16 protein-coding genes are annotated in these 22,787 nt (G+C 43.6%); 13 read left to right on the forward strand and 3 right to left on the reverse strand.

The window, feature by feature from the left end; all coding sequences use genetic code 11:
- Position 1 precedes the first annotated feature (1 nt).
- A complete protein-coding gene (locus tag H6F77_RS00610; protein WP_190484219.1) occupies positions 2-1,303 on the reverse strand; it encodes a sensor histidine kinase in 1,302 nt (433 codons plus the stop codon).
- A 92-nt stretch (positions 1,304-1,395) separates the two neighbouring features.
- On the opposite strand from H6F77_RS00610, the gene H6F77_RS00615 reads away from it, so the two are divergent.
- Positions 1,396-2,847: a 1-acyl-sn-glycerol-3-phosphate acyltransferase gene (locus tag H6F77_RS00615; protein WP_190484222.1), complete on the forward strand. Its 1,452-nt coding sequence runs from the start codon at positions 1,396-1,398 to the stop codon at positions 2,845-2,847.
- 75 nt (positions 2,848-2,922) lie between these two features.
- Here the strand turns inward: H6F77_RS00615 and H6F77_RS00620 are convergent, their stop codons facing one another.
- Positions 2,923-4,443 carry a hypothetical protein gene (locus H6F77_RS00620; RefSeq protein ID WP_190484225.1) on the reverse strand — a complete coding sequence of 507 codons (1,521 nt, stop codon included), beginning with the start codon at positions 4,441-4,443 and terminating at the stop codon, positions 2,923-2,925.
- 312 nt (positions 4,444-4,755) lie between these two features.
- On the opposite strand from H6F77_RS00620, the gene H6F77_RS00625 reads away from it, so the two are divergent.
- The 7 genes from H6F77_RS00625 to H6F77_RS00655 all read left to right on the forward strand — a co-directional run bounded on the left by H6F77_RS00625 (position 4,756) and on the right by H6F77_RS00655 (position 16,827).
- Positions 4,756-6,399: an ArnT family glycosyltransferase gene (locus tag H6F77_RS00625; protein ID WP_190484229.1), complete on the forward strand. Its 1,644-nt coding sequence runs from the start codon at positions 4,756-4,758 to the stop codon at positions 6,397-6,399.
- A gap of 274 nt (positions 6,400-6,673) precedes the next feature.
- A complete protein-coding gene (locus tag H6F77_RS00630; RefSeq protein ID WP_190484233.1) occupies positions 6,674-7,267 on the forward strand; it encodes a hypothetical protein in 594 nt (197 codons plus the stop codon).
- Positions 7,268-7,395: 128 nt separating this feature from the next.
- Complete coding sequence (locus H6F77_RS00635) at positions 7,396-9,912, forward strand: OmpA family protein (protein WP_190484236.1); 2,517 nt, start codon at positions 7,396-7,398, stop codon at positions 9,910-9,912.
- A gap of 5 nt (positions 9,913-9,917) precedes the next feature.
- The gene (locus H6F77_RS00640) at positions 9,918-10,451 is read left to right on the forward strand and encodes a Rab family GTPase (RefSeq protein ID WP_190484239.1); all 534 of its coding nucleotides are present in this window, start codon (positions 9,918-9,920) and stop codon (positions 10,449-10,451) included.
- Positions 10,448-12,805, forward strand: a complete 2,358-nt coding sequence (locus H6F77_RS00645) for an adenylate/guanylate cyclase domain-containing protein (RefSeq protein WP_190484241.1) — start codon at positions 10,448-10,450, stop codon at positions 12,803-12,805. Before H6F77_RS00640 ends, H6F77_RS00645 begins: the two co-directional genes overlap by 4 nt.
- 181 nt (positions 12,806-12,986) lie before the next feature.
- Positions 12,987-14,564, forward strand: a complete 1,578-nt coding sequence (locus tag H6F77_RS00650) for a PAS domain-containing sensor histidine kinase (protein ID WP_190484244.1) — start codon at positions 12,987-12,989, stop codon at positions 14,562-14,564.
- Between the two features lie 358 nt (positions 14,565-14,922).
- A complete protein-coding gene (locus tag H6F77_RS00655) occupies positions 14,923-16,827 on the forward strand; it encodes a chloride channel protein (RefSeq protein ID WP_190484247.1) in 1,905 nt (634 codons plus the stop codon).
- Between the two features lie 348 nt (positions 16,828-17,175).
- Here H6F77_RS00655 and H6F77_RS00660 read toward each other — a convergent pair whose 3' ends face one another.
- Positions 17,176-17,586 (reverse strand): AbrB/MazE/SpoVT family DNA-binding domain-containing protein, encoded by a 411-nt coding sequence (locus H6F77_RS00660; RefSeq protein WP_190484249.1) that lies wholly within the window; start codon positions 17,584-17,586, stop codon positions 17,176-17,178.
- 1,096 nt (positions 17,587-18,682) lie between these two features.
- Between H6F77_RS00660 and H6F77_RS00665 the strand changes: the two genes are divergently transcribed.
- The 5 genes from H6F77_RS00665 to fni all read left to right on the forward strand — a co-directional run bounded on the left by H6F77_RS00665 (position 18,683) and on the right by fni (position 22,624).
- A complete protein-coding gene (locus H6F77_RS00665) occupies positions 18,683-19,126 on the forward strand; it encodes an Rrf2 family transcriptional regulator (protein ID WP_190484252.1) in 444 nt (147 codons plus the stop codon).
- 58 nt (positions 19,127-19,184) lie between these two features.
- Positions 19,185-19,577 (forward strand): GFA family protein, encoded by a 393-nt coding sequence (locus H6F77_RS00670; protein ID WP_190484254.1) that lies wholly within the window; start codon positions 19,185-19,187, stop codon positions 19,575-19,577.
- A gap of 120 nt (positions 19,578-19,697) precedes the next feature.
- Complete coding sequence (gene cbiB / locus H6F77_RS00675; protein WP_242021798.1) at positions 19,698-20,702, forward strand: adenosylcobinamide-phosphate synthase CbiB; 1,005 nt, start codon at positions 19,698-19,700, stop codon at positions 20,700-20,702.
- Positions 20,703-20,939: 237 nt separating this feature from the next.
- Positions 20,940-21,500: a bifunctional pyr operon transcriptional regulator/uracil phosphoribosyltransferase PyrR gene (pyrR, locus tag H6F77_RS00680; RefSeq protein ID WP_190484257.1), complete on the forward strand. Its 561-nt coding sequence runs from the start codon at positions 20,940-20,942 to the stop codon at positions 21,498-21,500.
- 74 nt (positions 21,501-21,574) lie between these two features.
- Positions 21,575-22,624 (forward strand): type 2 isopentenyl-diphosphate Delta-isomerase, encoded by a 1,050-nt coding sequence (fni, locus tag H6F77_RS00685; RefSeq protein ID WP_190484260.1) that lies wholly within the window; start codon positions 21,575-21,577, stop codon positions 22,622-22,624.
- The last annotated feature ends 163 nt before the right edge of the window (positions 22,625-22,787 follow it).

Here is a 22,787-nt window from a genome sequence, read left to right on the forward strand (position 1 = left end):
ATTAAAGTGCGATCGCAACTTCCCTCGCTTTTACCGGATTATTTTGAGCAAGCGGCAATTCTACAACAAACGTCGTGCCTTCTGTGGGAGCTGAAAAGCATACAATCTGGCCTCCATGAGTTTCAGTTACAATTTGATGGCAAATTGATAGCCCTAAACCTGTACCGACGCCTATTGGTTTTGTAGTAAATAAAGGTTCAAATAAGTGTTGTTGAACTTCTAGAGGTATCCCACAACCATTGTCGGAAATACTGACTACTACCTTATCCTTTCCTACTAAATGAGTTGCAATCTCAATTTTTTTATTCTGTATAGGTAGATCTAATAATGCCTCAATTGCATTAGATATCAGGTTCATAAACACCTGATTCACTTGATTGATATGGCACTCTACATTGGGTATATTCCCGAAATAACGGACAATTTCAATCTTTTTGTTATGGCGGTTGTTCAGCAGCACTAGGGTACTATCAATTCCTGCATGCAAGTCTGCTGCTTTCATTTGCGCTTCGTCCAAGCGATAGAAGTTACGCAAAGTGAGGACAAGTTCTCTAATTCTTTCTGCACCTAGTTTCATAGAATCAACCACACGGGGCAAATCTTCAAGAACAAAATCAAGATCGATTTCTTCGGAATGTTCGCGTGCAGTTTCGGATGGACAACAGCCCTGATACACTTGTACAGCTTTTACAATATCCTGTACATACTCTTCAACGTGGGGTAAGTTGCCATATATAAAATTAATAGGGTTATTGATTTCATGAGATATTCCTGACACCATTTGACCCAGCATTGACATTTTTTCTGACTGCACTAGCTGCATCTGCATCCGATTTGCTTGTGCTAAGGCTTCGTTAAGGCGCTGATTTTGTTCTTGTAATTCGTGGGTGCGTTGTTCGACCTTTCCTTCAAGTGTCACATTGCGTTGCTCTAGGTCTGCTTTAGACTTGAGAATTTGACTAAAGCGAACTAACAAGCTGTATTTTTTCCGTAAACTCAAGAAAGCGATCGCTGGAATCATCGTCATCCCATCAAAGCAAACCTGCCAGAGTGTCGTGTCTGCTAGACCAATCATCCCAATTCCGTGCGCTGTATGACCTAGACCGCAGCTAAAAAAGATGCCTGATGTAACAAGCACCAACAAATCTACGCTATCTTTACGGTTATCCCATAAGCCTTGAGCGAGTAGTGTAGAAATCGCAAAATAACAGAAAGATATACAAAGATTAGCAGCTCCGGCTATAACTTCAAGGTTAGAAGAAGGTAAAGAATGAGCAATTACCAAAAAAGAAGAATTTATCATTTATATGAAGAGCGCCTCGTTGTCCGATATTATTGCTTAGTATTTAGAAGACTTCATCAGTAATTTCCCGTAATTTATCTAGGAGAAAAACATTGTCTAATCCAATTGTTCACGTCCAACCACCGCTAGAATTTATTCCACCAAATTTTAACCCGCTAGTACTGCGGGGCGCTCAAATGATATTGCCTTTTTGGTTGCGATCGCAAACATCTATAACTGACATTAAAGCGGACAATGTAGAAACCCTAGTAGATATGTATCGCCAGTTCCAAGAAGGTAAAATACGCTTTTTAATGGCATTTCGCCATCCCGCCGTTGACGATCCGTTGTGTATGTTACATTTGCTTTCTCACACCGTACCCAAAGTAGCGCGACAACATAATTTATCACTTAAACACCCAATTCATGCCCACTTTATTTACGATCGCGGCATTCCTCTTTGGGCTGGTTCGTGGATAACCTGGCTATATCCCCGTATGGGCGGAACCCCAATCCTTCGCGGCAAGGTAGATCGCATGGGACTGCGCTCGGTTCGCGAACTATTTGCTAATGGTACCTTGCCAATGGCAGCAGCCCCAGAAGGTGCAACAAATGGTCACAATGAAATTGTCAGCCCTTTAGAACCTGGCATTGCTCAAATGGGGTTCTGGTGTGTTGAAGATTTGCTTAAAGCTGGACGCTCGGAAAAAGTTTTTATTCTGCCAGTAGGGATTCAATATCGTTATTTCGAGGCTCCTTGGAAAGCCATAGAAAAGCTTTTGAGGGAATTAGAAACAGCTTGCGGTTTGCCTGTAACTCATGAGCCAGAAGAAATTCCTCCTGGAAAAGAAGCGAACAAATCTCTTTACACGCGGTTATATCGTTTAGCGGAACACTTTCTAACTTTAATGGAGGACTTTTATACCCGTTTTTATCATCAAACTTTACCGAATACAACAACAACAAAAGTAGCTCCTGCTGATACCGTACTAGAAGAAAATATTCTGCGATCGCCCTTGCCTCTGCCTACTTCCAATGCCGAATTTTCTGCTCGCCTCCAAGCGTTACTAGACACAGCATTACGGGTGGCAGAGGAGTATTTTAATCTTCAGCCCAAAGGTAGCCTAATAGATCGCTGTCGCCGCCTGGAACAAGCAGGTTGGGATTATATTTATCGAGAAGATCTAAAGAACATTGAAGCACTCTCACCTCTAGAACGAGGACTGGCGGATCGCATTGCAGAAGAAGCTAGTCTGCGAATGTGGCATATGCGATTGGTAGAAAGTTTCGTAGCAGTTACAGGCGCTTATGTTTGGGAAAAAACTACAGCAGAACGCTTTGCTGAAACAACCTTACTAATGTGGGACGTAATGGCACGAATTAAGGGTGGAAGCCCCTTTCGTCGTCCTAGTTTGGGCAAGCAATGGGTACAGATGACTGTAGGGGAACCTTTATCAGTTTCAGACCGATGGGAAACCTATCAAGCCAGTCGCCGAGGCGCTAAACAATCTGTTGCCGATCTTACTCACGACCTTCAAGTTGCCTTACAAAATATGATTTCTTAATACTAATTATTGTCTAAATCGCTTATTTTTCGCTCCCAGTCTCGGACTGGGAACGAGGGCTACAACAAACGCAATCTAAGCGTTGTCGGAGGATTCCGGCTTTTTACCAGTGTTACGCACGTTGACAAATTTATTGAGCAAATCGAACCAAAAAGGCGCACCCATAGCTAGGGCTATAGCGCTCAAAATCCAACCTACAGGACGTTTAAAATATCCAAAATTCACTCCATAAAGTTGCCAGCGTTTGCTTTCGTCTTCCTGTTGGCGTAAGTTAGCCGAACTCCAGCCAAGCGGTAGGGAGACATCTTCTAATTGTTGATTAACTTGGTTTTTTATAGTTGCGATGTCTTGGGGTTCTTTTGCTACCTGAATGGCACTTTCCGCGATCGCGCTTCGCAGTTCAGAATTTTTCGACAGTCTGCTGACTATATGAAATGTATCGGCATTGGTAAAACCAGCGATCGCTAAACCAATTAAAAGTGCTACTCCTTTAGAATTCCGTTTATAAACACCGCTTGCTCTCTCCATTGAGCGGTCAAACCATGTCTCAATTTCCTTTTGGAATTGATTTATCCCATTCTCTATATCGTCAATTTTTGTTATAGAACGTTTCGCCAACACTGATAAATTATTTATCACCGAATCCGGTAACTTTTCAACTAATTTATACTCAATAATATTTTCTACTTGCCCGTAGGTTTTTTGAATTCTTTGATAATTGGAACTTCCCCGCTCTCGGACTGCTTTAATAATATCTCCATAATCCTCTAATACTTTAGTCAAACTTGGTTGCAATCCTGCCAATAATATTGCCTCCTTTGCGTTACTAAAAGTATTTTTTCTTAAATATTTCACCCTCTCAATAAAATTTTTGTGTTTTTCACCTTCTGGAAGAAAACCTTGGCTGTTTTCGATATATTTATCTATCTTTTCCTCCATCCGCTTAATGCTATAAGTCAAACTAACTTTATTATTTGTAAAATCGTCGCAAATACCCTGAAATTTGTTTCTAAGTTCATTAATTTCCTCAGCTAAATGCAACCGAACGCCTTCGTCTAAATTCGTATCATTTAAAAGGGGAGTAAAAAAACAGTCTATTTGTCCCACTATGTCTTCTTGAAATCTTCCTAAATTTAAAATAGTTGCTTGTTCAATTAACTCAGGAATTTTTAAAGCTTCAATTAGACTTATCGCAAATGTTTCAGAGTTTATGTAAGAAGGGGCGCTATTGCGATTTCCAAAAATAGGGGCTGCACTTTTAGTAAATAAACAATATATTTTCCGGTAGAAAAGATCTATATATTTAGTAAGGCTTCGCAATAAATCTACTAGGGGGCCTCTGGCTTCGTGGTTTAAACTATTAATCAATGGAGCGCTATACAGTTCGTTGGCTAACTCCCTAACCTTAATTAATTCTTCGTCTGGCACATTTCCACTACCGCCAGCTAAAAGTTCTTCTATAGATATTTTTAGATGTTTAGCTCTCCACTGGAGAAGTGTGGCGAGCAGTTCTTGGATTTCGGAGGCAAGCAAACTTAAAATTAAATAGATAAAAATTAAGCCTATTGCTACATCTAAGACGAAAGGGATATTCATCTAATTTACTTCCACTAAAACTAGGCTCTTTGTTTCCCAAAATCCATTGTAAATGCGCCTTTTGGGTAACAAAAACTTATGTTAATATAGACACTGGTTATTTATAAATAACTTAAACAAAGTTAAAATCTGCACGTTCATGATGTAGCTAAATGTAAATTTTAAGAGAAATTGCAACTGATTGTTAAAAATTTGCTGGAATTTACAACTAGCAGCGGATTGAGCTGAGATTCTGAAGAGTTGGGTGTATTGCGGGCACTTTTTCGCTGCGCTATGTACATTATCTAGAAGTGAAGAGCATTTTTATCTAAGATGTACCATCGAACTTTTACTGGGGGTAATCCCAAGAGCCGGATTCGCCCCCGCGACCTCTGGATTGAGGCGCTGTGGGTGTTGGGATTGCTGCTGGCGGCTGGCGTGCTGTTTGGGATTAATCTGGGCGACCTGCCGTTGAGGGATTGGGATGAGGCAACAGTTGCCGGGGTTGCCCGCGAGATTTGGCAGGCATCTGGAAACTCTTTGAAGTGGCTTTACCCAACGCTGGGTGGTGAAGCTTATCACAACAAGCCACCGTTAATGCATCTGCTGATAGCGGCTGCATACTCAGTTGGCGGTGTTTCTGAGTTGACGACGCGCTTGCCATCGGCGATTTTGACTGCTGTCTCCGTCCCCCTGCTATATGGAATTGGTCGGGAAATCTTTGCTTCGCGGACAACGGCGATTTTCTCGGCTTTGATTTACCTGACGCTGTTGCCCGTCGTGCGCGTTGGGCGTTTGGCAATGCTAGATGGGGCGGTGCTGTGCTTTAGCGTGTTTATGATGTGGTGCGTGTTACGCAGTCGTCGCGATATGCGCTGGGCATTGGGTGCGGGAATGGGGTTTGGGCTGATTTGCCTGACCAAAGGCATGATGGGATTATTGCTAGGAGCGATCGCCCTGTTGTTTCTGAGCTGGGATACCCCCAGATTGCTCACTTCTTGGTATGTTTGGCTTGGCCTGCTGCTTGGTAGTGCGCCTGTCGCCGCTTGGTATGCAGCTCAAATACTGCACTACGGTAAAAACTTCGTCAACACTGGCGTCTTCGACCAATCTCTGCTGCGGATTTGGACGCCTGTCGAAAACCACAAGGGGCCACCCTGGTATTACCTGCTGGAACTTGTAAAGTATGCATGGCCTTGGTTGCTGTTCTTGCCACAAGGGTTTCGGCTGGCATGGGACAATCGCAATCTTGGTTGGGCAAAATTAGTTTTAGTCTGGAGTAGCGTCTACCTTGTTGTCGTTTCGGTGATGGTAACGAAACTACCCTGGTACGTTTTGCCAGTCTACCCAGCGTTGGCCTTAGTTGCGGGTGCCCAGTTGGGAGAGGTATGGCATTGGCCCAGCAGCAGATCTTATCCCCGCATTTGGTCTAGATTTTTGGGCTTGCTGGGTTTATTAGGTTTTGGCGGCAGTCTTTACTTTGGAGGACTCGGCCCTACAGTAGATTGGCATTTGCAGTTGATACTTGCTTCTGCTGCTCTAACGCTGATAGTAGCAGCGGTTCTAGTCGCTCAAAAAGACTTGCAGTTCATTTTGATTTTATTGTGGGGCACGTACATTTCTCTGCTGCTATTAATGATATCTCCACACTGGGTTTGGGAGTTAGCAGAAGCCTATCCTGTTAAAGACGTTGCCGCAATGGTTAAGAATCATACCCCCGAAGGTCAGAAGGTATATACGTCCTTTGAGTATGGTCGTCCTTCGCTGAATTTCTATAGCAATCGCTTGGTTATAGCCGAGACACGCGAACAATTAGAACAACGCTGGCAGAAAGATAGCGACCCTTATTTACTACTTGACCAAGACACTTTCGCCGACCTGAGTTTAGCGCGAGTGAAACAGCTGGCAACTGTCAGCACTCCAACCCCAAAAACCACTACCTGGAAGTTGATTAAGCGAGGCTTAAGTCCTAAGTAGACAGCAATGTTATAGTGAGGTCAATAAGTATCCAACTTAATACCTCGTTGTAGGCAGAATCTAGCTGGAAGTTTCTTAGACAATGGTTAAGTGAAATCACGGAATACGAATCACTTGTAATTTATCAGCCCTTAACTGTAACCAAACGAGAAATTTAGGTTAAGTATGTCGTAAGGTCGGTAGTTGTTAATTGCTGGCGAATGATAGACTGGCGATCGCAGGTATAAAATACTGCTTTTCTCAAACACTAAAATGGAAAATTAGAGGTCTAGTCATGGGTGAAATTACCAAAGAAGAAATGCGCGATAGGCTGGGAAATATAGACCAAATTCGTGATATTATTTTTGGCGCTCAGCTTCGAGAATATGCGAATAGGTTCGATAAGATAGAGTCGGACTTGTCTTTGTTACAGCAAGAAATGCGCGATCGCGTCGATCAAGTCAAAAATGTTCTTGCTACAGAACTTCGTTCATCAATTGATTCTCTAGACAATAAAATTAAGACTCTCAATGTAAATGTTCAGGATGAAAACGCTGAACTTAGACAAAATATTGGGCGCGTCAATAAAAAGTTTTCAACCAACATTGAAACATTGAATGAGACAGTCGATCAACAGACCAACTCAATTCGGCAAGAACTATCGCAAACCAGAGAGAAGCTGCATGAAGATGTGCGGACTCTTCGAGCTAATATTTTTGAAGATCTCGACAGACGTTTCTCAATGCTGAGAGATGTTAAAGTTTCCAGAGACGATATGGCAGAAATTCTCTTTGAGGTTGGTATGAGGATTAAGGGAATTGAGTTTGTTCCCGAACTGAAAGAAGCTGCCGAAACCGATGGTTATACGGATGTCCCTCTACCAGAATAAAAGAAGATATAGCAAAAATTCTTCGCCCTAACTAAAAACTTTAGTTAGAGGTGCTTTATTGTTGTTCGACACGGGTTCCCTCCGTGCCGATATACCTGCTTAATTGAAGCTAGGGGGGATAGGATAGCATGGCTTTAGCAAAAAAAAACTCACACGACAGAAAGCAGCCAGAGGATAAAAATGGCTCTTCAATTGAGCCGAAATCCGCAACGGTGGCACCCCTTGACGGCTTGCTGAATCTACTGGTTGACTTGTCCTTCAGAAACCAAACGGAACAAACCCCGGTTGAGTCGCTCAACGGCAACAACGAAGCAGCAAGGGTAGGTGATGATTTGTCAAAAGAGCCAGAAGCGCAATATTTGGAAGATACGCAAGAGTTAGAGCCAGCGCCAAAAAGCAGCAATCAGCAACAGAATGGGAATGGCTCTTCAAGCGATACGAATTCCCTTCGGCCAGCAGCAACTCTGGATGGGTTGCTAAATCTGCTGATGGACGGACAAGTAGTTAAAGAAACTGAAGAAACCCCAGTTGAGTCGCTCAAACGCAACAACGATGCAGCCAGGGTGTTTGAGGAGTTGTCCAAAGATTTAGAAGCGCAACAGTTGCAAGATGAGCAAGCCGAAATTTCTAAGGAGAATAAGATCCCAAGCGCGATCGCTCTAGATGAAGATGAGGCAGAAGCTCCTAAAAAAACTGCAAGTTCAAGCGCGATCGCTCTAGATGATGAACAAGCCAAAGATACTACTCTAGATGATATTTCAGACGCGATCGCTCTAGAATATGATGATTCAGAAGTAGCGCTCGATCGTCTGCGAAATCTTTTGCTAACTCCTGAACTTGCAGATTCTAAAAAGTTGATGATCAGCTTTAGAGAAAAAATTGCAAGTCTTGAACATAAGATTTATCAACCTGCCGAGTTAATTAATTTACTTTTACCTTTGATTGGTGCTGTTCTAACTCGTAGTATTGCTGAAGCCAAGGAAGAAGTTGTCGAGGCGATCGCTCCCGTCATCGACCAAATGATTCATACCAGAACCGAGCAGGATAAACTTGCAATGGGTTCTGCTCTAGCACCTCTGATTGCAACAGCAATTTCTCGACAGATCAACGATTCTCCCGATGAAATCGCCAAAGCAATCGGCCCAACAATGGGAAAAGCGATCACGGAGCAGGTTACTGTTGAGCGGGACTCGATGGTTGATGCCCTCTACCCCGTCATCGGCAGTACAATTGCCAAATATATGGCAGAAGCTCTGCGCGAAATTAATCAAAAAGTCGAAAATGCCATGAGCGTGGAGGGTATCTCTCGCAAGATCCGCGCCAAAATGCAAGGAGCCTCAGAAGCAGAACTGATACTCAAGGAGGCAATGCCCCTTACAATTCAAGCCATTTTCTTGATTCACAAAGCTTCCGGTTTGGTGATTTCCGAAGTGCAATCATCTGAAATCATGCGCCTAGAGTCCGAAATGGTAGCGGGAATGCTAACAGCTATCCGGAGCTTTGTTAATGACTGTATAACTCAGTCTGGCAGCGTGTCAGAAATTGATGCCATTGACTATGGCAATTGTAAGATTATGTTGGAAGTGGCGGGCTATTCTTACCTAGCTGTAGTAGTTCAAGGACAACCAAACCGACTTTTTATCAAAAAAATGCGAAGAACGCTGACTACCATTATTGCCAAATATGGTAAAAGCATCGAGTCGTTTGATGGAGATACTTCAACTATCCCAGAGCAGGTAAATTTTCTCCTGCAAATTTTCATGGGCGCCTTTTCAAAGGTGCAAAAGCATAAGGGTCCTCCTAGCTTGTTGATTCTTGCCTGGGCGATTTTAGGCTTAATTGGCGTGCCTTGGGGAATTTATCAGTATCGTGGCTGGATTGAAAGCCGCATCGAGGCTAAGGTGGCTTTAGCATTAGCCTCTGCCCCGGAGCTTTCAGTTTATCGTCTGGATGCCGATGCGCGTGACGGAATGCTAGCGCTTTCTGGAAGGGTGCCAAATAATTATTTACGCCAAAAAGCTGCACAAATTGCCTCGTTAGCCGAACCATCTTTGAAGTTAGATAATAAGATTTTAGCTGTTGAAGTACCTGCCGATCCCGTCGTGGCAGCTTCTGAGGTACAACGAGTGACATATATCCTGAATCAGATGGATGGTGTTGCCATTTCAGCCAAAATGGAAGCAGGTAAAGTTACCGTTGAGGGAAAAGTGCGACAGGTGGAAGATGCGGCGAAAATTAACCAGGCTTTTGAGCAAATTCCGGGGGTTCGCTCTGTAATTAACACTGTGCAACAGGGACAATTAGACCTTCAAACTCGAATTTATTTCGACGAGGGTTCCTCTGATTTAAAACCAGAACATATAGGTAAATTTATTCAGGTTAAAGAGTTTTTGAATAGCCATCCCGAAGTACATATCACGATAGTCGGCCATAGCGATATAAACGGCAATTCTTTGACAAATCAGCGAGTTGCCATAGCGAGAGCGGAAATGGTACGCGATGCTTTAATAAGTCAAGGCATTGATTATACGCGACTGCAAGTTGAAGGTAGGACAAATCGCCCTCTCGATGTCGATACCAATCAACCGCTTTGGTTAAGTAGATGTGTAGAATTTGAAGTGAGAGAAACAGGTACTAAAAGTTAACAGCTATGTCTGGAATATCGAAAAAAATGTGTTTAATTGGTGACTTTGGCGTAGGTAAGACCAGCCTGATTCGCCGCTTTGTCGATCGCCAGTTTAGCGATCGGTATCTGTCAACCGTAGGCGTAAAAATTTCACGCAAAAACGTTGAATTAGAAAACGTAAAACAGCAGGAAAAGTTAGGAGTGCAATTGCTGATATGGGACTTAGAAGGCCATACAAAATTTAAGGGTATCGCACCTTCGTATCTACAGGGAGCCAGCGGTGCCGTAGTAGTGGCAGATGTCACCCGTCAAGAAACTATAGAGCGAATTCCAGAACATATCAATTTGTTCTTTTCTGTAAATCCCAAAGCCGTCGTTATATTAGCATTAAATAAATCAGACTTAGTGGATGAAGAAAAAATGGAAAAAATAGAAAATTTGATACCAAATTCAGAACGCGAACGAGTATTATCCATTTATCAAACTTCCGCAAAGACAGGTACGCAAGTTGACGACATTTTTCAAAACTTATCTTATGGAATGATAAAACCTGCATGAATTCCATTTTGAGCAAATTATTAATACCGCCGAACATGGCGTATCTGACAATTGATGCGGAGTTAATCATCCAAGATACATCATTGGACGTGCAACGATTTGCCGAATCCCCCGATAAATTAATGGTGGGGGAGGATATACGCCTGAGTTTTCCTGAACTAATAGGAGTTGAAGATAGCTTAATCGCGGTAAGTGAAGGGCGGCAGGATAGTTTCGAGTTAAAGGGTATTGGGCGGGGGTTAGATAATAATCAGACTATATATTTTAATTTATATGCAATTGAAAAACCGGAACAAAATTTACTGTCCAAACTGGTAATTTTGTTTGAAGACGTAACGGAAAAACTGATATTAGAGCAAACGTTAATACAGGCATCAAATGAAACAAGTTTGTTGTTAAGTACGATATCAGCTTCTAAAGATTATATAGATAAAATTATTGCTTTTATTGCAGATGCCTTAATAGTAACTACAAAGGCAGGAAAGATAAAAAGAGTAAATCAAGCCGCTGAGAATGTATTTGGTTATGCAGAGCAAGAATTAATTAATCAGCCAATATCAAAGATTATCGAAGACGGAGATTTTTTAATACAAGTAATTCAACAGTATCCGTTATCGGCGGGGGAATCTTTAAAAGATGTTGAAGTAGTTTGCCAGACTAAAAGCGGAAAAAAGGTGACTGTTGAATTTTCCTGCTCAGTTATTCAAACAGATATTGACAATTTACAAGATTATATATATTTAGGTCGGGATGTTACGGCTCGCCAGCGCGACCAAAAGCGTTTGGTAGCTCAGTATGCTACTGCCCGCGCCCTTTCAGAATCAGCAACAATTAAGCAGGCAATACCAAAAATACTGCTAGCGATTTGTGAAAGTTTAGGATGGGCTTTAGGCGAACTCTGGATGCCAGAGGAAGATGAAAGGGGGGAGGCGACTGGGGGAACGCAAAACTCAGCCCAAAATCAAAAATCGCTACGGTGTGTCGAAAGTTGGTCTAGGCCATCGGTTGCTATGCAAGAGTTTAGCGCGATCGCCAGAGAAACTTCCTTGGCATTAGGCGTTGGGTTGGCGGGTCGCGTTTGGCAGTCCGGTTCCCCATACTGGATAAGCGATGTCACCAACGATAGGAATTTCGGACATAGGGCGATCGCTGCCAAAGCAGGATTGCACGCGGCGTTTGGGTTTCCCATCCAGAGTGATAATGAAGTTTTGGGCGTAATAACTTTCTATAGTCGGGAAGTTCAGCACAACGATAACGAACTGCTCCAGATGATGAGTGCTGTTGGCAGCCAAGTTGGTCAGTTTATCAAGCGCAAACGCGCAGAGGCAGCCCTTGCAGAAAGCGAAGAAAGATATCGAGATTTGTTTGAAAACGCTAGCGACCTAATTCAGTCCGTCGCTGCCGATGGCCATTTTTTGTATGTTAATCGTGCTTGGAAAGAGACGCTGGGATATAGCGAATCTGAAGTCACCACGATGAATATGTTAGACATTATTCATCCAGACTGTAGAACAGACTGTATGGCGATTTTCCATAGAGCGATGCTAGGAGAAAAAATCGATCGAGTTAAAGCAGAATTTATTACCAAAGATAGGCAAAAGATCTGCGTTGAAGGTAGCGTCAATTGTAAATTTATAGATGGTCAGCCAATTGCCACGAGGGCGATGTTCCGGGACATCACTCAGCGTCTCGCCGCAGAAGAAGCACTGCGTCATCAACAGGAACAAACCGAACGCCTGTTGCTGAATATTTTGCCGCTTCCGATTGCAGATCGGCTGAAACAAAATGAAACAACTATTGCGGATGACTTTGCCTCAGTGACGGTGATGTTTGCCGATCTCGTTGGTTTTACCAGTCTTTCGGCTCGGACTTCCCCCACAGAAATGGTTGAAATACTGAATGTAATTTTCTCCGAATTTGACCAACTCGCTGAACAACATGGGTTAGAGAAAATAAAAACCATCGGAGATGCTTATATGGTGGTGGGCGGGCTGCCAATGCCAATGGAAAACCACCCTGCTGCGATCGCCGAAATGGCACTCGATATGCAAGACATAATGGCTCAATTCCGCGAGGAAACTGGTAAATCTTTAAACATCCGTATTGGTATCAATACTGGCCCAGTAGTTGCAGGTGTAATTGGTATGAAAAAATTTATTTATGACCTTTGGGGTGACACTGTAAATGTCGCTAGCCGTATGGAATCACATGGGTTGCCAAATCGGATTCAGGTTACAACAGCAACATACGAACACTTGCAAAACCAATATTTATTTGAAGAAAGGGGCGCGATCCAAGTTAAAGGCAAGGGTAAAATGACTACTTATCTCCTAATTGGCAGAATACCTAATTAAGAAAAAATCCATATAAATTTATGATACTAATTTCAATTTTAATAAAGTTTCAAATGTTTTTTGTAATTATTTCTCCAGTTTATTAGCTTTAATTTCAATCAATTTCTAACATCTACTTTTTTTAGAACAAAAAATTATATTTCACAAATATGGCGTATTTTGATAAATATGAGGTAAATTTATGAATCAACTTTTTAATCACTTATTGGCACTTTTAGCCCCACGCCACATAGAATATGTGGCATTGGACGATAGCTTAAAAATCATAGACACCTCCTTGGGAGTACAACGATTTGCAGATCGTCCCGAAATGGCAATACCCGGCCAAGATGTCCGCATTGCATTTCCGGAAATTGTAGGAATTGAAGATAGTTTTAAGGCCATACTTCAAGGAAAGCTAAGTAATTTTAACTTAAAAGGTATTGCTAGATCTTCAGAGCAAAACCCTCCTTTATATATTAATATGTATGTACTGCTAAGCAAAGATGAAAAATTATATATTAATCGATTGATTGTGCTTTTTGAAGATGTAACAGAAACAATGGTGTTGCAGCAACAATTAATACAAAGTGCGAACGAGGCGAACCTATTATTAAGTAGAGTAAATTCTTCAGAAAAATATATTAATAAAATTATTTCTTCCATGGGAGATGCGTTGTTAGTAACAACAACCCAAGGAAATATTAAAACAATAAACCAAGCCGCAATAGATTTATTTGGATATAGCGAAGAGGAATTAATAAAAAGTTCTATATTAATGATTATTGACAATCCTATTTTTATATTACAAGCGACTCAAGCTCCTCCATTCTCAGAAGCTGAGTCGTTGAAAAACGTAGAGGTTATTTGTAATACAAAAAGTGGTAAACAAATTACAGTTGCGTTTTCTTGTTCAGCAATTGAGAGTGACATAGAGGGAGAGCCAAACTATGTTTATATCGGTAGGGATATCACTCTAGCCAAACGAGCGCAGGCAGAAATCCTCCAAGCTTTGGCAAAAGAAAGGGAATTAAACGAATTTAAATCCCGCTTTGTATCAATGGTATCGCACGAGTTTGGCAACCCAATAAATACAATAATAATGTCGGTTGAGTTGCTGAAAATATATAGTAAGCAAACTAATAAAAAAGATAAAGCTGAATATATTAATTATATTCAGATAGCCGCTAGACAGATGGCTCAATTATTAAAAGATGTACTGCTCATCGGCAAATCTGAAGCGGGCAGATTAGACTTTGAACTAGCACCGCTAGATTTGGTAAAATTTTGTCGAGATTTGGTAGAACAAATAAAAATTTCTACTGGCTGCAAAGAAAAACTTATTTTTAACCACACGCCATCTATTGAGTTTGAACAAAGCAGCGGTATAAATGTGGAGGATGAAAAAAAACAGCCTTTAATGGATGAAAAGCTGCTAAGGCATATTCTCACCAATTTGCTTTCTAATGCTGTTAAATATTCACCCCAAGGAGGCAATGTATATTTTAATTTATCAAGTCACAATGGAGAGGCGATATTCCAGATTAAAGATGAAGGTATCGGTATCCCTCCCGCAGACCAAAAACAACTGTTTCAATCTTTCCATAGAGCGAAAAACGTAGGCAAAATTCCTGGTACAGGGTTAGGATTAGCCATCGTAAAGCAGTGTGTAGATTTACACGCTGGCACAATTGATGTGTCGAGTGAAGTTGGGGTGGGTACTACTTTTACAGTCAAGATTCCCTTGAACAACAGGTCTCTAATTAATATTGAAGATTAGCAATCTATTAAATTTAGCGATCGCCAACAAGCGCGAGGAACAAATTAATAAGTTAAATCGCGATTGACAGCGTAGTGCGATCGCTGATAAACCATCCTTAACAAACTCCACTTGCTCATATTAGGGCCAAACATCATTCAACGCGACCAAACTCCCATCTAAGACAAAGGTGCAGTAGTGCAAGGCGGAACCTTCGAGGTCACGATGGTCTATTCCCAGCGACGGAGAGCTGAAAGTTAGCATATGTCCATACTAACTAAGCGTAACTACTCACTTGTCGTGTTCCTTGTAGATCAAGCACAATGATGATCGTGAATAAAAATTAAGCTTTTTCTAATTTTTCTGTCGCCGCCCCTCAATGACCGCCACTCCTTCCTCAAACGTACTGGTATCCGAACAGCCAGCACCTACTTCTCCCGATCGTAGTCTAACTAGCGTTCTCAACCGATTAGAACCATCACCAGAAACTGTCGTTCTGCTCTTAGCGGTATTAATTGGCACCGCTACGGGCATGGGCGTGGTCACGTTCCACTATTTGATTCACGCGATCCACAGCTTAATGCTGGAAAATTTGATGGGGGTAATTTTTGGCTGGGGTGCTTGGACTCTAGCCTGCGTTCCCACGGTGGGAGGGCTAATTGTTGGCTTAATGCGCCTTGCTTCGCCTGACTTTGGCCCCAGCATTTCCTCCCTGATAGCCGCCACTCAAGGCGTACAAAAATTATTACCTCTGCGTCCCGTCACTAAAATGGTCGCCGCTGCCGTTTCATTAGGCTCCGGTGCATCGTTAGGCCCAGAAGGCCCCAGCGTCGAAATTGGCGCAAATTTTGGGATGCTATTGGGTCAAGTGCTGCAAGTCTCTAGAGAGCGACAGCAGTTACTTTTGGGCGCGGGTGCTGCTGCTGGTTTGGCTGCTGGGTTTAATGCCCCGATTGCTGGGGTCTTTTTTGCCCTAGAGGTAGTATTGGGAACTACCTTTGCAACTTCAGCGGTTAGTGTTGTGTTGCTAGCAGCGGTTGTGGCGTCTTTGATTGCTCAGATTGGATTGGGTGCCCAACCAGCTTTTACGCTCCCAGTATATGAAGTCCGCAGCCCCTTAGTGGAATTACCCCTGTACTTAATCTTAGGGGTGTTGGCAAGCCTTGTATCCCTCACCTACACTCAATCCATCGCTCTGGCGCGGCGTTGCTTTCGGGGTCAGGTTCCGGGCTTGGGGTGGTTGGGAAGCATACCCCGACCGATTCAGCCAGTTATTGGGGGACTGTGCGTGGGTTTGGCAGCATTGCAGTGGCCGCAAATCCTGGGCATTGGCTACGAAACAGTAGAAGCCATACTTCAGGATGTTCACTTTTCTTTGGCGGTAATAGTGTCCCTTCTGGTTGTCAAGCTGGTGATGACGGCGATTAGTTTGGGTAGCGGCTTAGTGGGCGGCATATTTGCTCCGGCGATGTTTCTGGGTGCAACGCTAGGCACTGCTTACGGAAAAATTTTGGCGGCAATAATACCTATAGGGAGCGTAAATATTGCTGCACCGCCCGCTTACGCGATGGTAGGGATGGCGGCTGTTTTGGCTGGAAGTGCCCGCGCACCTCTAACGGCGATTTTGTTAATGTTTGAGCTGACGCGGGACTACCGCATTGTTTTGCCTCTAATGGCGGCGGTTGGTCTGAGCATTTGGCTAGTGGAGCGACTTAAGTTCACCCCTGCCAAAAGTCAGAACTTACAACAGATGGGAATTAATGTTGAGAAAGATCAGAATAGGGAAATTCTGCAAGAAATATCAGTGGCAGAAGCGATGCACCAACAGTCTCCGGTGTTAAGCGGTTTGCTGCCTGTGATAGAAGCGGGTTTGGCATTAACTAGCAGTCAGTCTCGCAGTGCGTTGGTGGTTGATGATGGCGATCGCATTATTGGTATTGTTACTTTACAAGATATCAATCGAGCGATCGCGCGTGCCGAAACTGACTTAGCAACTGCCAATCTTGCTGCAATGCCCCTTGCTGATATTTGCACTACTGAATTACTTTATGCTAACCCTGACGAACCTTTGGCTGACGCTCTAGACCGTATGGCAGCACGCGGTCTCCACCAGCTACCCGTAGTTGAACGCGATAATCCCCAAGTTGTGTTAGGTGTCCTCGAACAGGAACACATTGCCACTGTTTGTAGTGTGGCGCTGACGCGCAAGGCACTGCTTCGTCATCTCCCCTTGCCCCCCCTGCCCAATGCAATTTCTATCCCGCCACTCAAACAAACTGCTTGAAACGTGGGATATCTCTCAAGCATGAAGTACAAATTATTCACTTGTCACGCTGAATCATCTGTTCTTCATGCTTCTGAAAGTTTGCACTAGCAGCTTTATACCCAATTATTAATAGGGTCATGGATCGTCAGCATAAACTGATGATCCATGACCCTATAACCGTTTCAGGCTTCTTACCTTTACGGGAACTGATATAGATAGACTTGAGATAACTTTTAGCCTGAATGCGGACTATCGTTCAAGGCAAAGCACCTCATTAACCACAAATATACCGCCATAACTTGTTCTGGTTATAGCGGTAGTATTGTCAATTTTGAGCCTATTGTGTGACGCCCCTAGCCCCAAAGTTTAGGAGGCTTCTGCTTCTGATTCCACTTCGTCGTCAGCGTCAAGTTGTTTCAGATGAATGTGCTTTCTTCCCAAAGAGATTTCAAACTCATCTCCTGACTTCAGACCCATCTGTTTGGTATAAGCAGAGCCAATCAGCAAATTGCCATTGGACTGTACGCTAATGCGGTAGCTTGCACTGCGTCCACCGCGTCCGTTACCGTTTGATTTGCTGTCTAACTCAATGCCCTCAGCATCGATGAGCGCATTGAGGAACTTCATCATATTGACGCGCTCCACACCATTTTTAGTAATGGTGTAGTAGCCACAGGCTCTCGCCTTTTCTTCTTTGCTGGAATTCCCCAGCTCTTTAACTTTCTTAATCAGCGTTTCACCCGTAAGAGGGTCAATCTTTTTCTTGGTTTTAGTCATCTAAGTTTACCGCTGGATATCCAATACTAGCTGTTTTTGGTTGGGAAGGAAAGCGGACATGGGCTTACCGCTTCCCTCACACAAATCGATGCCCGTTTTAGAGAATGTTACTGATTGGCGGAACGGAGCCGACCGCCTTTAAGAAGCAAGCATGATAGCCCAAAATTGGCATTCCAATCCGGGATTTTTTACCCTCATACAAGGGCTAACCAGCTGCTTCGCTAACAGCCTTACTCTAGTCCCTCATTCCGGAAACGGTATCTTATCTGCCAGCTCCAACAACGGAGTTGTAGATACTCCGGTAAGCTATAGAGCTAAGCGGAAGTAGATAGCATCTAGGAAGGTTCCACGAGCAATGCAACGCTGGGTTTATGCCATCCCCTCACACAACCGGAGTCGGCAGTTTTCGGGTCGTTGAACAACTTGAATCTAAAACTAAGGAATCAAGTAATATCCAGTGTTGATGTCCCCGCTGCCCTGTCGCAGGGCTAACAAACCCTAGCTTTATATCAGCACAGCAATTTATTTTACACGGATAATGTCAACTAAGTTGGCTATATCTGTTAAAGATACCATCTTTTTTATCAGTCTTCATAATTCTCGATAAATGTCAGCGTGCTTGTAAACAACTGCTTAATCAGTCGGCTAGAAGTTGCTCTTGCGATCGCACTCAAAAAAAATAAATCGCCTCTCCGTATCTTTGAACGGTATGCCTCCTAAGTACCACTCTTTTCAGTCTAAAGTCGTAGCACCGCTCTCGTTGATCTCGGTTAAACTCAAATCGTCGTACCGATAGATTGTATGGTTTTTGGTTAATTACCCCTCGCGTCACGTTCAGCCCAAGTATTGTAAACAAACTTATTTATCCGGGCGAGCAGAGGGGAGAAACATTAACAAGCAAAATTCAGACGTTGGCGATACCACATATCATTAGTGATTGAGCTATAACTCCATGACATAAGACAGATGACGTGGTAAACAACAGCGTGCAATACAAAATGTCAGTTAAAAATAAGTTTTTCCTTTTTAGACCACACCCAACCGCACAAGATGATATTAGGTGTTGGGTTAATGGTGCGGGGGATTTTTAGCAAATATGAAGTTAACGACCAAGGGGCACTATAGTGTAAAAGCGTTGCTGGATCTGAGCCTACAGCCGGGATATGGCCCGACTTCAGTTAAAGCGATCGCGCACCGCCAAGAGCTTCCAGCACCCTATCTAGAAAAACTACTGATTGAGATGCGTCGAGCTGGTTTAGTCCGCTCGGTTAGAGGAGCGCAGGGGGGTTATCAACTAGCACGCAAACCCGCCCAAATTTCTCTCGGACAAATCTTAGAAGCTGTCGGCGAAACTGTTGAACCTCTCCCCCGTCACGAACCAGATGCTACTCAAGCAGAAGACTGGGTGACATTTACTTTATGGCATCGACTCCACCAAAAACTTAAGGAAGCATTGTATAGTATTTCTCTTGCAGACCTATACTATGATGCTCGCAGTTGGCAAGCCTCACAGGGGCAAGAAACCAGCTTTATTATTTAGAGTAGTCAAAAGTCAAGAGGTACTATGCTAATTAGCCAAAAATTCATAATAATTGCACATGCATGAACAACAAAGTACCTACGAAGGGGGGTGTCACTGCGGCAAGGTTCGCTTTCGTGTCGTTGTTGACAAACACGAAGCAGATGATTGTAACTGCTCTATATGTAGTAAGAAGGGCTTCTTACACCTAATAGTGCCCCCCGAAAGTTTTACATTGCTCAGTGGGGCTGAGGATCTAACTACATATACCTTTAATACAGGCGTTGCTAAACATACTTTTTGTCGCCATTGTGGAATTCATCCGTTTTATCGACCGCGATCGCATCCTGATTGCTTCGATGTCAACGTCCGCTGTTTAGATGGCGACGCCCTCTCTCGATTTCGCCTAGTTCCCTTCGACGGCGCTAACTGGGAACAAAATATCCACCTTCTCAGAAATCGGGAATCTTAAAGAATGGGGAATGGAGAAGAGTAACTCAAAACCGGAGGCGGAGCGTCTCCGGCTCCGCTCAAGACGCGATAAATCGACGCCTTTACAAACTCGACACTCTCTATTCTCCCATCAGCCTTAATGATGACCAATCAACCGCAAACGATATTATTTCTAGCTGCCGTATTAGATTACCTGATCGGCGATCCTTGGGGTTGGCCTCATCCAGTCCGGGTCATGGGCTGGATAATCTCTCAATTCAGTAAATTTACTTTTAAATATTGCAAAAATAAGGTGGTACTCCGCTGCGCTGGTATTCTTCTAGGAATAACTCTTGTAATAGGCAGCGCGATCGCGGGTTGGTTAATCGTTCAAGCTGCTAACTGCGTTCATCCCCTCTTAGGAATTACCGTAGAAATCATTCTCCTAGCCAGTTGTTTTGCAGGCAGAAGTTTAAGAGCAGCAGCCGAAGATGTATTGAATCACGACAACACTGGCGATATTGTTGCAGCCCGTACCAAATTAAGCCAATACGTTGGACGAGACACAGAAAATTTATCTCAGTCTGAAATATATCGTGCCGTCCTAGAAACAGTGACAGAAAACGCAACAGATGCAGTAATGGCACCGCTTTTTTATTCTCTAGTCGGTGCCGCTATTCCTGGTGTTGGTTGCGTTCCTCTAGCACTTGCCTATAAAGCTGCCAGTACCCTCGATTCAATGGTTGGCTACCGCGAAGCACCATACACCGATTTGGGTTGGTTCAGTGCGAAGCAGGACGATATTTTTACTTGGGTTCCCTGTCGCTTAACTGTAATTACCCTAGCGCTTCTTGCTCGTAAACCTTTGCATATTTGGAGTATGTGTCAGCGGGATGCAATTAAAGACCCCAGCCCTAACTCCGGGTGGAGTGAGTGTGCATATGCTGCTGTTCTCGGCGTTCAAGTGGGGGGAATTAATTACTATCGCGGCGTCGCCAAACACAAACCACTTCTAGGAGACGATCTCCACCCCATTACCAAGGAGACAATTCTCCAAGCTTTGCAACTAACTCGGTATGCGTTTCTAATTTGGCTGGGTTTGGCGATCGCCTCTACCTTCTTCGACCACCAACTGCCTTTAGCCTTTGTCCACTTATCTTTCTAAGCCTGCAAGATATTTATATATAGATAAAGCTTCTATATAAATATCTTGGTGTAAATTTATACCATTGTGTGCTTAAGGCACATATCAAGCTAGACGATGACTGATTTGGAGCTTTGTAAAGAATTTTTGTCAACTAAATAGCTGATAAAATTAAGGCAATTTAAATCGTTATCTAGGTGGGTTAGGGATGGCGATCGCACCAATACGATTCTCCCTAGAAGCTACCATTCTAAAACTATGCCGCCAAACGTCGTCGAAATCCTCTCTGCCGACGAAATCCGTCGCACCATAAATCGTCTAGCCTCGCAAATAGTAGAAAAATCGCGAGACTTGTCTAAATTGGCGCTTGTCGGCATTCGCACTAGAGGCGTAACCTTAGCCCAATTGTTGGCTCGTCAGATAGAAGCACTCGAACAAGTCGAAGTCCCCGTAGGGGCGATAGATATTACCTTCTACCGAGATGACCTAGACCAGATTGGTATGCGTACACCTGGTAAAAGTGAGATTCCTTTCGACCTCACAGACAAGACTGTAGTCATGGTGGATGATGTGATCTACAAGGGTCGCACGATTCGAGCCGCTATGAATGCACTCAACGACTATGGCAGACCGCAGCGGATTTGGTTAGCTGTTCTAGTGGATAGGAGAGGTTATCGCGAGGTACCCATTCACCCAGACTTTATCGGCAAGAAACTGCCAACTGCTAAGGAAGAGCAGGTTAAAGTTTATGTTCAAGATCTCGATGGGCGAGATGCGGTAGAGTTGATCGCGAGGCCCATAGAAACCCAAACCTCGTAACTTAAGATTCTTTGCGGCTTGACAGCGATAGGCGAACAAGCTGCAAAATTCTATAGTTGTCAGCAAGATTAAATGTGAACAAACCTTTAAGCTACTCGGCAGAAACCCAGACCCGCAAGGCAGACCACATCAGGATTTGCCTGAATGAGGACGTGCAATTTCACTCGACTGCGAATGGCTTGGAACGTTATCGGTTTACTCACTGTTGTTTGCCAGAACTTAACCGTAGCGAAGTCGATATATCAACTCAGTTTCTGGGTAAATATTTGGGTGCGCCGCTTCTGATTTCTTCAATGACGGGGGGAACGGAATTGGCTAGGATGATAAATTATCGTCTGGCTGGGGTGGCGCAGCAATACAAGATTGCGATGGGGGTTGGTTCTCAACGGGTGGCTATAGAGAATCCCCAGGTTGCAGATACGTTTGCGGTAAGAGCGATCGCCCCCGATATCCTATTATTTGCTAACCTCGGCGCTGTGCAACTCAACTATAAATATGGCATTGATGAGTGCAGAAGGGCTGTTGATTCGCTAGAGGCAGATGCTCTAATTTTGCATATCAATCCCCTGCAAGAGTGCATTCAACCCAATGGCGATACCAACTTCAGAGGTTTAATTGACAAAATAGCTATGTTATGTAGCAAATTGCCAGTGCCAGTAATTGCCAAAGAAGTGGGGAACGGAATTAACGCGGCGATCGCGCAAAAGTTAATCGATGCTGGTGTGGCAGCAATTGACGTTGCTGGCGCTGGAGGAACTTCGTGGGCTAAAGTAGAAAGCGAGCGGGCAAACGACGCAATGCAGAGGCGGTTGGGAATAACATTTGCCGATTGGGGTTTGCCAACAGCCGAGTGCATTAGCAGCATTAGAACAGTTGCCCCCGAACTACCCTTAATTGCTTCTGGGGGATTGCGTAATGGGTTAGAAGTGGCAAAAGCGATCGCGCTGGGAGCAGATATAGCAGGACTCGCATGGCCGTTTCTCCAAGCAGCCGTTGAATCAGAAGCCGCCCTGCACGAATTGGTTGACGTATTATTTGCCGAAATCTCCACAGTCCTATTCTGTACGGGCAACGCCAATATCTCCGCGCTAAAACATTCAAACGCCCTACAGCGATTAGGATAGAAAAAAGTTCTGAGTAAAAACCAACCGATGTTGGGGGGTTTCCTCCCAACACAACTAAATTGAGTGTGGTGTGTTGAGTTAAATTAGGTTCCTCTAAAATCTTGTACGCCAATTGGCCTGCGAAAACTTTGGCTGTAAGTGCCTGCCTCGTCTTAGCGCTTGT

The organism is Microcoleus sp. FACHB-831, from assembly GCF_014695585.1.
Taxonomy (GTDB): domain Bacteria; phylum Cyanobacteriota; class Cyanobacteriia; order Cyanobacteriales; family FACHB-T130; genus FACHB-831.

Excerpts from the sequence above, each read along its gene's own strand:
- H6F77_RS00610 (WP_190484219.1), bottom strand. The coding sequence starts at position 1,303 with ATGATAAATTCTTCTTTTTTGGTAATTGCTCATTCTTTACCTTCTTCT.
- H6F77_RS00620 (WP_190484225.1), bottom strand. The coding sequence starts at position 4,443 with ATGAATATCCCTTTCGTCTTAGATGTAGCAATAGGCTTAATTTTTATC.
- H6F77_RS00625 (WP_190484229.1), top strand. The coding sequence starts at position 4,756 with ATGTACCATCGAACTTTTACTGGGGGTAATCCCAAGAGCCGGATTCGC.
- H6F77_RS00630 (WP_190484233.1), top strand. The coding sequence starts at position 6,674 with ATGGGTGAAATTACCAAAGAAGAAATGCGCGATAGGCTGGGAAATATA.
- H6F77_RS00635 (WP_190484236.1), top strand. The coding sequence starts at position 7,396 with ATGGCTTTAGCAAAAAAAAACTCACACGACAGAAAGCAGCCAGAGGAT.
- H6F77_RS00640 (WP_190484239.1), top strand. The coding sequence starts at position 9,918 with ATGTCTGGAATATCGAAAAAAATGTGTTTAATTGGTGACTTTGGCGTA.
- H6F77_RS00645 (WP_190484241.1), top strand. The coding sequence starts at position 10,448 with ATGAATTCCATTTTGAGCAAATTATTAATACCGCCGAACATGGCGTAT.
- H6F77_RS00650 (WP_190484244.1), top strand. The coding sequence starts at position 12,987 with ATGAATCAACTTTTTAATCACTTATTGGCACTTTTAGCCCCACGCCAC.
- H6F77_RS00655 (WP_190484247.1), top strand. The coding sequence starts at position 14,923 with ATGACCGCCACTCCTTCCTCAAACGTACTGGTATCCGAACAGCCAGCA.
- H6F77_RS00660 (WP_190484249.1), bottom strand. The coding sequence starts at position 17,586 with ATGACTAAAACCAAGAAAAAGATTGACCCTCTTACGGGTGAAACGCTG.
- H6F77_RS00665 (WP_190484252.1), top strand. The coding sequence starts at position 18,683 with ATGAAGTTAACGACCAAGGGGCACTATAGTGTAAAAGCGTTGCTGGAT.
- H6F77_RS00670 (WP_190484254.1), top strand. The coding sequence starts at position 19,185 with ATGCATGAACAACAAAGTACCTACGAAGGGGGGTGTCACTGCGGCAAG.
- cbiB (WP_242021798.1), top strand. The coding sequence starts at position 19,698 with ATGATGACCAATCAACCGCAAACGATATTATTTCTAGCTGCCGTATTA.
- pyrR (WP_190484257.1), top strand. The coding sequence starts at position 20,940 with ATGCCGCCAAACGTCGTCGAAATCCTCTCTGCCGACGAAATCCGTCGC.